Origin of the sequence: Empedobacter sp. GD03865 (assembly GCF_029840775.1) — a bacterium.
GTDB classification, from domain to species: Bacteria; Bacteroidota; Bacteroidia; order Flavobacteriales; family Weeksellaceae; genus Empedobacter; species Empedobacter falsenii_B.
In genome coordinates, this window is record NZ_JAOCDF010000038.1 from 1 (window position 1) to 16,636 (window position 16,636).

15 protein-coding genes are annotated in these 16,636 nt (G+C 31.5%); 3 read left to right on the plus strand and 12 right to left on the minus strand.

The window, feature by feature from the left end:
• Positions 1 to 27: 27 nt before the first annotated feature.
• The 12 genes from lysS to ruvX form a co-directional block, all read right to left on the minus strand.
• Complete coding sequence (gene lysS / locus N5D46_RS12770) at positions 28 to 1,728, minus strand: lysine--tRNA ligase (protein WP_280050153.1); 1,701 nt, start codon at positions 1,726 to 1,728, stop codon at positions 28 to 30.
• 107 nt (positions 1,729 to 1,835) lie between these two features.
• Positions 1,836 to 2,816, minus strand: coding sequence for a hypothetical protein (locus N5D46_RS12775; protein WP_280050154.1), 981 nt, complete (start codon positions 2,814 to 2,816; stop codon positions 1,836 to 1,838).
• 76 nt (positions 2,817 to 2,892) lie between these two features.
• Positions 2,893 to 3,831, minus strand: coding sequence for a hypothetical protein (locus N5D46_RS12780; RefSeq protein WP_114999803.1), 939 nt, complete (start codon positions 3,829 to 3,831; stop codon positions 2,893 to 2,895).
• A 31-nt stretch (positions 3,832 to 3,862) separates the two neighbouring features.
• Entirely contained in the window at positions 3,863 to 5,239 is a 1,377-nt protein-coding gene (gene rmuC, locus N5D46_RS12785; protein ID WP_280050156.1) for a DNA recombination protein RmuC, read from the minus strand.
• A 198-nt stretch (positions 5,240 to 5,437) separates the two neighbouring features.
• Positions 5,438 to 5,962, minus strand: coding sequence for a CvpA family protein (locus tag N5D46_RS12790; RefSeq protein WP_114999807.1), 525 nt, complete (start codon positions 5,960 to 5,962; stop codon positions 5,438 to 5,440).
• On the minus strand, positions 5,962 to 7,122 hold the full coding sequence (locus tag N5D46_RS12795) for a cysteine desulfurase family protein (RefSeq protein WP_125350150.1): 1,161 nt from the start codon (positions 7,120 to 7,122) through the stop codon (positions 5,962 to 5,964). The genes N5D46_RS12790 and N5D46_RS12795 overlap by 1 nt, the downstream gene beginning before the upstream one ends.
• A gap of 85 nt (positions 7,123 to 7,207) precedes the next feature.
• Complete coding sequence (locus N5D46_RS12800) at positions 7,208 to 7,927, minus strand: DUF4846 domain-containing protein (protein WP_181816289.1); 720 nt, start codon at positions 7,925 to 7,927, stop codon at positions 7,208 to 7,210.
• Between the two features lie 110 nt (positions 7,928 to 8,037).
• On the minus strand, positions 8,038 to 10,029 hold the full coding sequence (gene uvrB, locus N5D46_RS12805; protein WP_125350149.1) for an excinuclease ABC subunit UvrB: 1,992 nt from the start codon (positions 10,027 to 10,029) through the stop codon (positions 8,038 to 8,040).
• A gap of 338 nt (positions 10,030 to 10,367) precedes the next feature.
• A complete protein-coding gene (gene mazG / locus N5D46_RS12810; RefSeq protein WP_114999814.1) occupies positions 10,368 to 11,132 on the minus strand; it encodes a nucleoside triphosphate pyrophosphohydrolase in 765 nt (254 codons plus the stop codon).
• A gap of 6 nt (positions 11,133 to 11,138) precedes the next feature.
• Positions 11,139 to 11,735: a DUF5606 domain-containing protein gene (locus N5D46_RS12815; RefSeq protein ID WP_280050157.1), complete on the minus strand. Its 597-nt coding sequence runs from the start codon at positions 11,733 to 11,735 to the stop codon at positions 11,139 to 11,141.
• Positions 11,736 to 11,755: 20 nt separating this feature from the next.
• Positions 11,756 to 12,331, minus strand: coding sequence for a peptide deformylase (gene def / locus N5D46_RS12820; protein ID WP_038333508.1), 576 nt, complete (start codon positions 12,329 to 12,331; stop codon positions 11,756 to 11,758).
• A 44-nt stretch (positions 12,332 to 12,375) separates the two neighbouring features.
• Positions 12,376 to 12,789 (minus strand): Holliday junction resolvase RuvX, encoded by a 414-nt coding sequence (ruvX, locus tag N5D46_RS12825; protein WP_038333513.1) that lies wholly within the window; start codon positions 12,787 to 12,789, stop codon positions 12,376 to 12,378.
• Positions 12,790 to 12,880: 91 nt separating this feature from the next.
• On the opposite strand from ruvX, the gene N5D46_RS12830 reads away from it, so the two are divergent.
• The 3 genes from N5D46_RS12830 (at position 12,881) to fabD (ending at position 16,634) form a co-directional block, all read left to right on the plus strand.
• The gene (locus tag N5D46_RS12830; protein WP_114999820.1) at positions 12,881 to 13,696 is read left to right on the plus strand and encodes a 2,3,4,5-tetrahydropyridine-2,6-dicarboxylate N-succinyltransferase; all 816 of its coding nucleotides are present in this window, start codon (positions 12,881 to 12,883) and stop codon (positions 13,694 to 13,696) included.
• Between the two features lie 104 nt (positions 13,697 to 13,800).
• On the plus strand, positions 13,801 to 15,702 hold the full coding sequence (locus tag N5D46_RS12835; protein WP_280050158.1) for a glycosyltransferase: 1,902 nt from the start codon (positions 13,801 to 13,803) through the stop codon (positions 15,700 to 15,702).
• Positions 15,703 to 15,755: 53 nt separating this feature from the next.
• Positions 15,756 to 16,634 carry an ACP S-malonyltransferase gene (gene fabD / locus N5D46_RS12840; RefSeq protein ID WP_114999826.1) on the plus strand — a complete coding sequence of 293 codons (879 nt, stop codon included), beginning with the start codon at positions 15,756 to 15,758 and terminating at the stop codon, positions 16,632 to 16,634.
• Positions 16,635 to 16,636: the final 2 nt, after the last annotated feature.

The window sequence follows — 16,636 nt, forward strand, 5'->3', positions numbered from 1 at the left end:
TTTAAATATAGATGAAAGGGTAATAATTTACTCGCCTAAATATGAAACTGTCTTAGAATCTCCTTCAACAGTTACTTTAGTCAAGTTATATTTTGCTAAATTTTTCATTGATTTGTCCCATTTTTTACCGCTTAAAGCAGCTTGAGATTTTAATTCATTCAAATCAATGTTTTCGTTAGCTTTTAAAATTCCAATAATCTGAGTTTCTTCTTCTGTCAATTCGTAAGCTGGTGCAGCTTTTTCTGGACGCATTTGAGGGAAGAATAAAACTTCTTGGATAGATGGATTATTTGTTAAGAACATAATCAAACGATCCATTCCGATTCCTAAACCTGATGTTGGAGGCATTCCGTACTCTAATGCACGTAAGAAATCTTGGTCGATAAACATTGCTTCGTCGTCACCTCTATCAGCTAAAGCCATTTGTGCTTCAAAACGCTCACGTTGATCGATTGGGTCATTTAACTCTGAATATGCGTTAGCAATTTCTTTTCCACAAACCATTAATTCGAAACGCTCAGTTAATTCTGGATTATCACGGTGCTTTTTAGTCAATGGAGACATTTCTTTTGGATAATCTGTAATGAAAGTTGGTTGAATGTAATTTCCTTCACATTTTTCACCAAAAATTTCATCGATTAATTTTCCTTTACCCATAGTCTCATCAACCTCGATCCCCATTCCTTTAGCAGCTTCAAATAATTCTGCTTCAGATTTTCCATCGATATCAAATCCTGTAAAATCAATAATTGATTGACGCATTGTTACACGTTTGTAAGGTGCTTTGAAATCAATTTTATGTTCTCCGAAAGTTGTTTCAGAAGTTCCATTAACAGCAATTGCACAATGTTCTAATAATCGCTCTGTGAAATCCATCATCCAGTTGTAATCTTTGTAAGCAACATAAATTTCCATTGCTGTAAATTCTGGATTATGCGTACGATCCATTCCTTCGTTACGGAAGTTTTTAGAAAATTCGTAAACACCATCAAAACCACCAACGATTAATCTTTTTAAGTATAATTCGTTCGCGATTCTTAAATATAATGGAATGTCTAATGCATTGTGATGCGTAATAAACGGACGAGCTGCTGCACCTCCAGGAATCGATTGTAAAACTGGAGTTTCGACTTCCATGTATCCACGATCGTTGAAGAAGTTACGCATTGCGTTGAATAAACGTGTACGTTTTAAGAAAATTTCTTTCACATGTGGGTTTACAACCATGTCTACGTAACGCATACGGTAACGCAATTCTGGATCTGTAAAAGCATCAAATACATGACCTTCGTCGTCAGTTTTTACAATTGGTAATGGACGTAAAGTTTTTGATAATAACGTTAATTTTGTTACGTGAACAGAAATTTCACCCACTTTAGTTTTGAATTCATATCCTTCAATTCCAATAAAATCTCCGATATCCATCAATTTCTTGAAAATTGTATTGTACTCAATTCCTTCTTCAGACGAAGAAATATCATCTCTTGAGATATAAACCTGTACACGACCTTCGCTATCTTGTAACTCAGCGAAAGAAGCTTTTCCCATTACACGAACACTCATCAATCGTCCGGCAAGCTTGACAACCTTTCCTTCTTCGTACTTTTCCTTAATTTCTTTAGAATTAGAAGTTACCACGAATTCTTCGGCAGGGTAAGGCTCAACGCCTAAGTCTCTTAATTGTTGTAGTTTTTCTCTACGAATAATTTCTTGTTCAGACAATTGCATAGTGAATATAATTTATATAAAATGAAAGCAAAATTATGAAAAATAATCTTGATTCACGAAGTTTTTATGATTTAATAATGTAAGAATTATCAGTATTGATGCGAGTTTTAGTCTACTAACTCAAAACGACGCTCTAACGTGTAATCAGTATCTTGAAATTTTACCTTTTTGGTTTCGATATTATACGAAATCCAACCGTTATCTTTGATACGCGAAGTCGTTTTAACGTAATATTTTATGTCGTCTTTCAATCGTTTTTCAGATGGTTGTTCAGAACCTAATTTCGTTGCCAAATCTTTCAAATAGCTGTACCAAGAATTGGCCAACCAATCTTTATCGGCTTCCTGAAAACTTGACATAATGTAATTGGTTTGCGAAACTCCAATCTCATTCAATTTCAATTCTGTTGTCGCTGGAGTAGGAGAAGTGCTGAATAAATTGTCCATGTACGACTGATAAACAAGCGGTGCACTTTCTAAAGTAAAATTACTTTTTCCATAAAAATGATGGAATTGACGAATGTCTTTGTCAAATAATTTAACAATATTTTCTTCTGTAGAATATTGTTGAAGATTTTTTTTGATTAACGCAATCGCAGTAGGATTATCCAAATATTTATTCTCTAAATCTTCTGATGATAAAACCAATTGTTTGATCGTTTTATCTAAATCTGTATAACCTAAAAATCGTCCGTCTTGATCTATTTTAAAGGAAATCGAAACATTATTAACTAACGAAAAAGGATTATTTAAAAATGATTTTGAATTGAATTGTATATTTCTGAAATTCCACTTTACAATGGTTTCGTTTTGATAAATATTTTCAACTTGAATAATAACGTTATAAGTATATTGTTCTTGATGCGAAATCGTGTCATCTTCCAATTTCACTTCACTTGTTGTTACATTATATCGTTTTTCGTTTCCAATATTCCAATATGTTTTGGGAAAAATAATCGTTTCCTGCGGAGCATTAAAAATGGTATCATTTTTAACAACCGGTGAAATTGTATCTTGAATAGGATCTTGGGCAAATATTTTTATCGAAAAAAATAGAAAAAACAGATAATATGTAAAATTAATTTTCATTTATAAGTAATCAAACTAATTCAAAAATAGAGCAAATTATCTAAAATGAAGTTTGAAATTCGTTAAAAAATAAAATTTAGTCATTTAAAAGTTTTATACTTAATTGATTAACTGTTTTCTTAGAACCAATATTTAAGCTAAATAAATATTCAGATTTGATTAAAATTGAATTCAAATCGTATGTATTTTCATATTTTACTTTTAATTCAACTGTTTCTGAATATTTTTTGATTTCTTTTTTTACCTGTTCTTGTGACAAATTCAGTTTAGCATCATTCAACATATAATACGCCATTTCTTCCCATAATTTTTCAAAATCATCTTTGCTCAAATTTTGGTCAGAAGCAATTGTATACGTACCTTTTTCTTTGTTGATATCTTTTAGATAAGTGTTTGTTGTAGAAGAAATTGGAAAACCAAAAATATTTTCTTGTACCGATTTTCCTTCATATGTTTCACCTAAACGAAAATATTGTCCATTAAAATAATTGAAAACGTGAATTTCTTGCTCAAAAACATAGGGAACATATGTTTTCGATTTGACCATTTCCTCAATGTACGCAATATTTGCCTTATAATCATCAGATTTTTTGCGTTGTTTACCAAGTTTATCTGTTATTTTAAGCAATTTTTCTTCAATCTGAGGAACATTTAATAATTCTAAAAATTCTCCAGAAGGATTTGTTGTGAATTCGTATTCTATTCCTTCAGAATTATTGATAAAATCGCGGTAAAATTCGTCAGGATCATTGGATTGATTTTTACCATTTACAAATGTATACTTATTGGCAAAATCATTCTTGTCAACCAATTCCATCGATTTATTTGATTGGTTGATGACTTTAGACACCGTGTCATTTACAGATATCGAAAAGTTACGATCTGTAAATGAGTAGTTATATATTTTGTTTAATTCTAAATTTGGTTTTACCTGTACAGATTTTTCTTCAAAATTCACCTGCGCAAAAATAGCAGGAGAATATAGTAAAATCAAGGTAAATAGGCTTGTTTTCATTCTCTCTAAAAGTTGTACAAATATAGAATGATTATTGAATATCCAAGTTATTTATTGAACGAATCATTGTATCAATTGGCTTAGTTTCCGAAATTTCTTTTTCCATTAAAGTTCCACCGATTTCTTTCAGCTTTTTAACCTGCGGAATAAATCGATTTTCTAGCGAACCTATAGCTTTATTGTAACTTTGGGTTGCTTGGTTTAGGTTATGACCAACCGTAGCCAAATGTTGTATTAAAACATTCACACGATTGTATAACTCTATTCCAGCATCTCGCATTTGATATATATTTTCCGCAACATTTAATTGTTGCCAGCTAAACGCAATTGTGCGAAGCATTGTAATCAAAGTAGTTGGTGTTGCAATAATTATTCTATTGTTTAGTGCATCTTCTATCAAAGTTCGCTCCAATTCTAACGCAGCACCAAAAGAACTTTCAATTTGCAGATACATCACCACATAATCGGGTGCTTCTGTGTATTGATTCCAATAAGCCTTAGAACTCAAATTCTTTAAATGTTCGCGTACAGCTTTCGCGTGCATTTGCAAATGATGTTTTCTCAAATTTTCATCTTCCGTTTCGAACGCAAGCATATATTGGTTTAACGGAACTTTAGAATCGACAATAACTTTTCGATTTCCAGGAAGATTAACGATTAAATCCGGGCGAAGCAAACCATTTTCGGACTGAACAGAAGTTTGTTCTTCAAAATCACAAAAAGATGACATTCCAGCAAATTCAACGACACGACGCAATCCAATTTCTCCGTATTTTCCTCTTGTGTGTGAAGTTTTAAGAGCAGAAACTAATGTATTGGTTTCTTTTTGCAATTTATCAGTTGTACCACGCATTGAATCTAAGAAAACTTTAATTTCTGAATAAGCGCCTTCTCGAGCTTTTTCTATTTCGGATATTTTTCCGTCAAATTTATTCAAGCTTTCATTTAATGGTTTGATTAACGAATCAATCGCTTGTTGACGTTTTTCTAAATCGTTTTGAGAATTAGAAAAATGTTTATCCAATGTTGTTTTCGCTAAATCAAGAAATTGTTCGTTATTACTTTTCAAAACTTGAGCTGAAAGTGCTTCAAATTGCTCTTTTAATCGTTCATTAGTTTCGAGCATAAACGATTTCTGATCCTCCACAGCTTTCATTGCTTCTTGATGGCGAACCGTTAATTCTGTATTTTTTTCGCGCTCTTTTTGCCATTGATCCAAATTGAAATTTGCATCATCTTTTATTTCGATAAATTCATTTTTTAGCGAATCATATTGCTTCTGAAGTTCTTGGTATTTTATTTCATTTCCAATTATGGCTGAATTTGCTTTCGACTTTGAATATAAAAAACTGATAACGGCTCCAATGATAAAAAAAAGGATGGATGAAAGTATGATAGCGCTGTTCATAATCTTAAAATTTAAACAAAGGAACGATTTTATACGACACAATATGTCGTTATTAAAAATAAAATCATAAAAAAACGACTTCTAAGAATCGTTTTTCATCTTAAATTAATTGTTTTGATCTCTTTAGATAATTTTTGTGCCTTTTATAAAATTAATGTTAAGAAAAAAGACAGCTTGAAAAAAGCTGTCTTTGTATGATTATAAATGAATAGAATCTTGGGATTCTGTCCTTAAATTATCTTTTGTTTCGAAGATAGAATTTTTGATGATTTGAGAACTTTCGTTCAAAATTGGTAAAATCTGGCTTTCGTCTTTTGTTTCTTTAAATCCTAATTCTAAAATCGGATCGATATAATACAAAATACTTGATGTTAAAAGTAAAGAGATTATTAATCCTAAAGCCGCTCCACCAAATCGATTAATGATTCCTAAACCAACTGCTTCTACTGTTTTTTGTGTTAAACTTGACGCTAATTTTATTGTGAAAAAAGCAATTGCAAATGTAATAACTAACGCAACCAAAGAAGTTAAGCTATCTGCAACAATATTGTACGAGTCGACATAAACTTCGATGATTTGATAAAATTTAAAACTTAACCAAATTGCTACAAAAAAACCGACTAACCCAATTAATTGAGAAATAAAACCTTTGAAAAATCCGTTGATAAAACCAAAAGCTAACGCAATTAAAATCAGAATATCAAGTTGATTGAAATCAGTCATTAAGCGTTTTGTAATTGATGTTTTTCAGCGATTTTTTTCAATGTTCCAACTAAGACATCAATATCTTCTTTAGTTGTTTCGTATGAAAAAGATACACGTAAAGGCGTCATTTGATCAATTTCTTCTTCTGTGTACAATGTTTGCATAACTAATGAAACTTTTGCTGCACCAGAACTGCAAGCACTTCCTTGTGAAACAGCGATACCAGCTAATTCTAATTCGAATCCGATTAAGGCATCATGAAATGGTAATTTGATGCTTAATAATGCATACAAACTTTTGTCTAAATCATCTGATAATCCATTGAAAGAAACGCCTGGAATAGCTGCTTTTAATTGATCGATTGTATATTGTTTAATTTCTTTGATGTGATTAACATGAGCTTCTAACTCATCAATTGCTAAATCAAAAGCTTTTGAAAGTCCAACAATTCCGTATACGTTTTCGGTACCAGAACGCATTCCTCTTTCTTGTCCTCCTCCAGCAATCAAGGCTTTTAAATGCGAAGCTTTTTTTGCATATAAAAATCCAGCACCTTTTGGTCCATGAATTTTGTGTGCTGAGCAAGAAGCGAAATCCATTCCCAAATCTTGGAAATCTAAATCGTAATGACCAACTGTTTGCACCGTATCTGTGTGGAACAATGTATTATTTTCTTGACACAATTGCGAAATACGTTTAATATCTGTTAAATTTCCAATTTCGTTATTAGCATGCATCAAAGAAACCAATGTTTTTTTAGATTGATCTTTAACTAATTCCTCTAATTGAGCATAATCAATGTCTCCATTTTTTTGAATATTGATGCGGATTACTTCAACTTTTCCACGATATTCTAAATCTTTGATACTTTCTTGTACGCATTTGTGTTCCATATCCGAAGTAATGATACGTGTAACATCTAAATCATTTACACAAGAACGTATAATCGTATTGTTAGATTCTGTCCCACAAGAAGTAAAATAAATTTCGGCAGGAGAAATATTTAAACGCTGCGCAATGTTCTTTCGAGCCATTTCTATAAGTGCCTTGGCTTCTCTACCAAAAACGTGGGTAGAAGATGGATTTCCGAAAACATTTTTCATCACATTTGCCATTTCGTCAACTACTTCTGGACGAATTGCTGTGGTTGCTGCATTGTCTAAATATACTCTTTGCATTATCGATTATTTACTGTATTGTTGTTTACTTTGAGGTTTTGAACAACAAATTTAAGTAAAATGTAAGGATTGAAAAAGTAAAATGTTATTTAAAACGCATCAAGTCCGAAGACAAAAATCTCCACTCAGGTGTAAGAAGTATGCCTTCTTTTGCAATATACCATGGTGAGATTAAATCGTTGCTTGGATTAGAAAGAATATGAATGTCTTGACTTGGATAATAACTTTGAGCCAAAATGAATATATTATTCCCATTTTTATCTTTCGCTAAATCAATTACCATTACAGCATGACTTTTTATATTTCCCTTTTGAAAAAATACATCGCCAATTTGAATCTCTTTGATAGAGATTGGTTTTAATAATTCAGCAATTGTATTTGAATTTGTATTTTCTAAATAATAGATCAAATATTGCATGTATTTCGTATGAGAATAATCTCCTTTTACATAGTCAGTGTAAGGAATTGGCTTTGTAGAAATTTTAGACAATTTATCTATTTCATTGTATTTTTTCGAACGGAAGAAATACTCTAAACGCAAACTCATCATCGCATTTGCATTAAACTGTACATTTTTTTTGGGTTGTTCTAAATCTAAAACTCCTACATATATATTTGGATTAGATTTTTTTTGACCATCAAAAGAATAAACAGCTGTATTATTGTTTTTGAGCGGAAGGTTATTTATCCATTTACCAAAATCTGTATAATTTTGATTCCTTTCATAATTTGGAGGTGTATCAAATTTTTTGAAAATTTTTAATTCACGAGAATGAATGAGACTATACTCCTCATTTTCTATCAATTCATTATTAGTAGAAGATTTTAGAATATGAGTATTACAGGACGATAAAAGAGTAAATAATATTAAAAATGTAAAACTTAAAAATTTCATTAAAACTAAAAAAAAACGTGCTATTCTTTGGTTAAGAGTTGAATTTGATCTCTTAATTCGGCTGCTTTTATAAAATCTAAATTTTTTGCAGCATTTTCCATTTCTTTCTGCAATTTTTGTACCAATTTCTCTTTATCTTCTGTCGAATAATTTTCATTAATCTCTGCTGCTTGTTGAATCAAATGTTTTTGTTCGTAAGGATTTTCTTCAAAATCTGCTGCAGCTAAACTTAGTTTCGTTATTTTTTTGTTTAAAGCTTGAGGAACTTTATTGTGATCTTTGTTGTATTTCATCTGAATTTCACGACGACGATTTGTTTCATCAATCGTTAATTGCATACTATCTGTAATTTTATCTGCGTACATAATCGCCAAACCATTCACGTTACGAGCAGCACGACCAACCGTTTGCGTTAAAGAACGATGACTTCTTAAAAAACCTTCTTTATCAGCATCCAAAATTGCTACTAGAGAAACTTCAGGTAAATCTAAACCTTCTCTCAAAAGATTAACTCCAACCAAAACATCAAATAATCCAGCGCGTAAATCAGCCATAATCTGAACACGTTCTAATGTATCCACATCAGAATGAATATAACGACATCGAACGCCATATTTTGTCAAATATTTCGTTAACTCTTCCGCCATTCGTTTCGTTAAAGTAGTGACCAAAACACGTTCGTCTAACTCTACTCGTTTATTGATTTCTTCCATCAAATCATCGACTTGATTTTGTGTTGGACGAATTTCAATAATTGGATCTAATAATCCAGTTGGACGAATGACTTGCTCTACAACAACTCCTTCCGATTTTTCTAATTCATAATTCGCAGGTGTTGCCGAAACATAAATCACTTGATTTTGTAAAGCTTCAAATTCTTCAAATTTTAACGGACGATTGTCCATTGCGGCAGGAAGTCGAAAACCATATTCCACCAAATTCTCTTTACGCGAGCGATCCCCACCATACATTGCATGAACTTGAGAAACTGTAACGTGCGACTCATCAATCACCATCAAATAATCTTCTGGGAAATAATCTAATAAACAGAACGGGCGAGTTCCTGGATCGCGACCATCTAAATATCTCGAATAATTCTCGATTCCTGAACAGTAACCTAATTCTTTAATCATTTCCAAATCAAATTCAGTACGTTCTTGCAAACGTTTTGCTTCGAGATGTTTTCCTATTTCATGAAAATACTCAACTTGTTTTCCTAAATCGATCTGAATATCAGCAATTGCGCCATTCAATGTATCTTTAGAAGTCACAAAAAGATTAGCTGGATAAATATTAATTTTATCTAGTTTAGTTGAAGTTTTACCTGTTTCTACATTGAAAACTGAGATTTCTTCGATTTCATCACCAAAGAAATTAATTCTGATTCCATCATCCGCATAAGCAGGGAAAATATCTAATGTATCTCCTTTAATTCTAAAATTTCCGCGTTGAAAAATACCTTCTGTTCTCGAATATAAAGCTTGGACTAATTTATGCAAAAAAGCTGTTCTCGAGATAATTTGCCCCGTTTCAATCTGAATCACATTTTTATGAAATTCTGTTGGATTTCCAATACCATATAAACACGAAACTGAAGCCACAACCAAAATATCGCGACGACCAGAAAGTAGGGAGGAAGTTGTACTTAAACGAAGCTTTTCAATTTCTTCATTAATTGATAAATCTTTCTCAATATAGGTTCCTGATGAAGGAATGTAAGCTTCTGGTTGATAATAATCATAGTAAGAAACGAAATATTCGACTGCATTATTCGGAAAAAATTCTTTGAATTCCATATACAACTGTGCCGCCAACGTTTTGTTATGTGCCAAAACTAAAGTTGGACGTTGCACATCTTGTACAACATTCGCGATTGTAAATGTTTTACCAGAACCTGTAACACCCAAAAGTGTTTGATAACGATCATTATTTAGAATACCATTTGATAATTCTTCAATAGCTTTTGGTTGATCACCAGTTGGCTTGAATTCAGAATTTAATTGAAACTGCATTCTACAAATTTACAAATTATTCAGATAAAAAAGGATTGTTATGAATTGTGATTTTACATAGAAGTTGATAAAAAATAAAAAGGCGACTTTAAGTCACCTTTTCATCAAAACCACAAAAAAATGAGAAAACTGTTTACTTAGTAAACAAACTTCCTTCCATTATTACAAGCTATTGCCCGCTATAACCATTGCAAATATATGTCGGTTTTCTGTGCGTGCACAATAATTTGTAATACTTTGTTTTATTGGTGTCGATAAAAGTTATTTATAATAGTGTTAAAACGTCTGATTACAACGTTTTTGTTGATTTGAATAAACTTTATAGTGTTAAGTTTACACTAGCGAATTTTCGCTAAATTCCATAATTTATCTAATTCGGAAATGGTTAAATCAGCTATGTTTTGACCATTTTCTTTCGCGATTTCTTCTAATTTCTGAAAACGTGTGATAAATTTTTTGTTCGATCTTTCTAAAGCATCTTCAGAATTGATGCCATTAAATCGTCCATAATTAATCAAAGAAAATAAAATGTCACCAAATTCCATCTCTTTATCTGTTGGATTTTGTTCTTCTTTGAATTCATTAATTTCCTCGATAATTTTATCAAAAACTTGATCAGAATTTTCAAATTCAAATCCAACACCTTTTACTTTGTCTTGAATTCGGTAAGCTTTTACCATTGCTGGGAGAGAAGTAGGAACGCCAGAAAGTACAGATTTGTTACCTTCTTTTAGTTTGATTTGTTCCCAATTTTGAAGCACCTTTTCTTCTGTATTTGCTTCTACATCGCCGTAAATATGTGGATGACGATGAATTAATTTGTCACAAATACCATTTAAAACATCAGCAACATCGAAGTTGTTTTGTTCTGATGCGATTTTAGAATAAAAAACTAGGTGAAGAAAAACATCACCTAGTTCTTTTTTTATTTCATCCGAATCTTTTTCGATGATAGCATCCGAAAGTTCATAAATTTCTTCGATAGATAACGTACGCAACGTTTCCATTGTTTGTTTACGATCCCACGGACATTTTTCACGTAATTCATCCATTATATCCAACAATCTTTCGAAAGCTTGTAATTGATCTTTACGTGTATTCATCTCTAATTATTCAGCGTCTTTATCTTTTTTTGCTGTTGTTTTTTTAGCAGCAGTTTTTTTAGCTGGTTTTTCTTCAGCGTCTTTTTTGTCAGCTGCCTTTTTAGCAGGAGCTTTCTTTTTTGGTTTTTCTTCCACAGCAACCTCTTCTGTAGCTTCTACTTCAGCAACAGGAGCTTCTTGTGCTTGTTGAGCAGCCATTGCAGCTTCTACAGCAGCTAAGTCGATGTTTAATAATCCGTTTTTGTGTAAGATATTATACCATTGGAATAATTTTTTCAAATCAGAATCATAAACTCTTGAATCGTCATATTCTGGTAAAACTTCTTCCATATATTTACGCAAATCTGCACCAGAAGTTTTGTAATCGATCGTTTCTCCTCCGTTTTCTTTTTTGTAAATTCTGAAGAAAACTTCAGCCAAAGGAAATTCTTGTGATACTCCGTAGATTGCAACGTTGTCTAATAAACTAACATTGTAGTTAGAAGCGATTGAGATTTTTTTACCTTTTTCTAAATCTTCAACAACAAAACCACCTCTTGTTTGAGAAACTAAACGGTATAATCCTGGTTTTCCTGAAATTGCGATAACTCTTGATAAATCCATATTCTATTATGTTTAAGGGTCTATGAAGGGAATTTCATTTTGTAACTCGTGTTTACTTTCCCTTTTGTTATATTTTTTAATTTATTACTTATTAATTTCTTTTTAAAGCTCGAAATATAGTCAATAAAAAGCTTTCCTTCCAAATGATCGTATTCGTGTTGAATAACTCGAGCGCGAATATCCGAAAAAGTTTCGGTATGTTTCACCCAATTTTCATCAAAATATTCTAAAGTTACCGATTCTGGACGTGTTACATCTTCGTGAATGTGAGGAATACTCAAACATCCTTCTGTAAAAGCCCATTCATCACCTTCAGAACTACTGATTTTTTTTGGATTGATGAAAACACGTTTGAAATCTTTCAACTCATTCTGTATATCTTCATAATCTTCATCTTCCTCAAAAGGTGAGCAATCTACAATAAATAAACGTATATCTTTTCCGATCTGTGGCGCCGCGATACCAACTCCGTTAGAGTCGTACATTGTATCGAACATATTTTGGATCAGTTCTTGTAAATTTTTATAATCTTGATCGATTTCTTGTGAAACTTTACGTAAGACAGGATCTCCGTAAGCTACAACTGGTAATACCATTTTCTGATCTTTTTTTATTAATTTAACGGCAAAGATACAATTTGTTATAGTTTATGTGATAAAAATGATTGTAAAATTATTACAGCACTCACTTTATCTACCATTCCTTTTTCTTGACGTTTTTTCTTTTTCATTCCTCCAGCAAACATTGCTTGAGAAGCCATTTTTGATGTAAACATCTCATTTTCACGATGAATTTTGATCAACGGAAATTGTTCAGAAAATTTTTTCAAAAAAGGTTGAATTTGATTTTCAATCTCATTTAATTCTCCTGAAAAACGAACAGATAATCCAACTACAAGGTCAGAAACGTTTTCTTTCTCGATATATTGTTTCAAGAAATCCATCAATTTTGATGTATCAATTGTATCAACTGGCGAAGCTATAATTTGCAATTCATCGGTTACGGCAACGCCTGTTCTTTTTCCTCCGTAATCTAACGCTAATATTCGTGACATTTGGCAAATTTAAAAAAACGATTCAATAATAAATAATCTCTATGAAATCCCTTGATTATAATTTTTATATTTGTGGCTATTATTAATAAAGATGGAGAATTTAAAACAAATCATAGAAAAAGCTTGGGACAATAGAGAATTGTTACAAGAAGAGTCAACACAAATTGCAATTCGTGAAGTAATTGAGTTAATCGATAACGGACAATTACGTTGTGCAGAACCAGTTGGAGAAGATTGGCAAGTAAACGAATGGGTGAAAAAAGCAGTTGTAATGTATTTCCCAATTCAGAAAATGGAAACTTTAGAAGCTGGAATTTTTGAATACCATGATAAAATGGAATTGAAACGTAATTATGCTGAAAAAGGAATTCGTGTTGTTCCAAATGCTGTTGCTCGTTATGGTGCGTATATTTCTTCGGGAGTTATTTTAATGCCTTCTTATGTAAATATTGGTGCATATGTGGACGAAGGAACAATGGTTGATACATGGGCTACTGTAGGTTCTTGTGCTCAAATTGGGAAAAATGTTCACTTATCTGGTGGTGTAGGAATTGGTGGAGTTTTAGAACCATTGCAAGCTGCTCCAGTAATTATCGAAGATAATGCATTCATTGGATCTCGTTGTATCGTTGTAGAAGGAGTTCGCGTAGGAAAAGAAGCGGTTTTAGGAGCAAATGTTGTATTAACAGCATCGACTAAAATTATTGATGTGACAGGTGATGAACCAATTGAAATTAAAGGTTATGTTCCTGCTCGTTCAGTTGTAATTCCAGGTTCTTACACGAAAAAATTTGCTGCAGGTGAATACCAAGTTCCTTGTGCATTAATCATCGGGACTCGTAAAGAATCTACAGATAAAAAAACTTCATTAAACGATGCATTGCGCGAGCATAATGTAGCGGTTTAATTAGAACTAAATTTTATAAAATATAATCCTCAGCAGTTTTGTTGAGGATTTTTTTATTTTCGAATCAAACATATTTTAGTAGTTTTGCTTTATAACTATGTTTTATGAAAATTTTGATTATCCAACACAAGATGATAGGCGATGTTTTAATCACATCATTGTTGTGCGAAAATATCAAAAAAGCTTATCCAAATGCTATTGTTGATTATTTAATCAATAGTAATACTTTGCCTGTTTTAGAGAATAATCCGTACATCGATCATAAAATTGTTTTTGACGAAAAAGAAAACAAAGGCTTGATGAATTTGATTAAATTCTCGAAAAAAGTTAATCAAAATAGATATGATATTGTAATTGATGCTTACTCAAAATTACAGAGTTGGGTGGATGTTTTTATCAATAATGCACCAAAAAAAATATCGTACAAAAAGATTGGAAGAACGTTTTTGTATACAGATAATGTAGAAAAACATGACGAACCAAATTCATATTTAGGTTTAGCAATCGAACATCGTTTGGCTTTATTGAAGCCTTTAGGAATTGAAACGCCTTTGGCTACAGAACCAAAATTATATTTAACAGAAGAAGAAATAAACTTTGCGAAAGATTTATTCACAAAACATCAAGTTGATTCTACTCGTAAAACGGTTATGATTAGTTTGCTTGGTTCTGATTCTTCAAAAACTTATCCGTTGAATGAAATGGCAAAAATGGTTGATTTTATTGGTCAACATTATAATGTCAATATTTTATTCAATTATTTTCCGAAACAGTTACCGCAAGCAAAAGAAGTATATAATCAATTATCTGATGAAACCAAATCGAAAGTTTATTTTGAATTGTTGGGTAATGATTTGCGCGAGTTTATTGCAATTGCAAATGAATGTGATGTGATTGTTGGAAATGATGGAGGTGCAATTAATATGTCCAAAGCTTTAGGGAAAAAATCATTTATTATTTTTTCTCCTTGGATTGATAAAAAAGTTTGGGCAACTTTCGAAGATGGAATTAATCACACAAGTGTTCATTTGAAAGATTATTTTCCTGAAAAACTTGGAGATTTAAACAATCGTCAAATAAAAAAACAAGTTGATGAATTTTATTCAATATTTGATTTCGAGTTGTTTAAAGAAAAGTTAGAAAATTTTCTAAACAATAACTCATTGGATAGGCAATTAATAAGTAATAATAACGTTGAAATAGAAACTAAAAAAGAATATTCTATAGAATCAATGTCTACTAAAATTTCAGCTTTACTGATTACTTATAATGAAGAAAAAAATTTACATCGTTATTTAAATGATGTAGATTTTGCTGATGAAATTATTATTATTGATTCTTTTAGTACCGATAAAACAGAAAAAATTGCTCGTCAAAATCCTAAAACTAAATTTGTAAAACGTAAGTTTGATAATTTTACGAATCAACGTAATTACGGACTTTCTTTAGCAAAAAATGATTGGGTTACTTTTTTTGACGCAGATGAAGGAATCCCACTAGAATTAAAAAAAGAAATTGTTTCGGTTTTTAATCAGCAACCTACTTTTGATGCATACTTTGTTTATCGAAAATTCTTTTTTAAGAAGAAGCATATTAAATATTCGGGCATGCAAAATGATAAAGCTGTTCGAATTTTTAAAAAATCTAAATCTCAATATAAATCAGATAGAATGGTTCATGAGATTATAGAATGTAATGGTAGAACAGGTTATTTAACAAACAAACTTGATCATTTTACATTTGATAATGAACAAGAATATTTAGACAAACTGAATAGTTATTCTCGCTTACGAGCACAAGAACTTCGTCTTAAAAATCTGAAACCATCATTTTATCATTATATTATAAAACCTGCCTATCGTTTTTTAAATTATTTCGTAATGAGACTTGGTTTTTTAGATGGAAAAGATGGTTATACAATTGCAAAACTACATGCAATTTCTGTTGCAAATCGTTATAAATATTTGGACGAAATTTATAGAAAAGAAAATCAAAACTTAGGTTAAATAAAGAAGTTTAGGATTTTATTATACATTTGTCATACATTAAAAATAATACAATGAAAGCATATGTTTTTCCAGGACAAGGTGCTCAATTCTCTGGAATGGGTAAAGACTTGTACGAAAATTCTGAAATCGCAAAAGAATTATTTGATAAAGCAAACGAAATCTTAGGATTTGATATAAAATCAATTATGTTTGAAGGTTCTGCAGAAGACCTAAAACAAACAAAAGTTACACAACCAGCAGTTTTTTTACATTCTGTTATTTTAGCGAAAATTTTACCAGATTTTAAACCAGAAATGGTTGCAGGACATTCTTTAGGAGAAATTTCTGCTTTAGTTGCAAATGGAACTTTAGACTTTGAATCTGGATTAAAATTAGTTTACAAACGTGCTTTAGCAATGCAAGCTGCATGTGAAGCTAATCCATCTACAATGGCTGCAATCTTAGGGTTAGAAGATAAAATTGTAGAAGATGCTTGTGCAGAAATTGATGGAGTTGTAGTGGCTGCAAATTACAATTGTCCAGGTCAGTTAGTGATTTCTGGAGAAATTGAAGCGGTTAATGTAGCATGCGAAAAACTGAAAGAGTTAGGTGCAAAACGAGCATTAGTTTTACCAGTAGGAGGAGCTTTTCACTCACCTTTAATGAAACCTGCTGAAGAAGAATTAGCACAAGCTATTGAAGAAACAACATTCAATACGCCAATTTGTCCAGTTTATCAAAATGTAAGCACAACAGCTGTTACAGATCCTGCTGAAATTAAGAAAAACTTGATTGCTCAATTAACTGCTCCTGTAAAATGGACGCAATCTGTTCAAAATATGATTGCTGATGGTGCGAGTGAATTTATTGAGGTTGGACCAGGAAATACTTTACAAGGTTTAGTGAAAAAAATAAACAGAGAGGTCTCAACTTCTTCGGCACAAATCTAAAC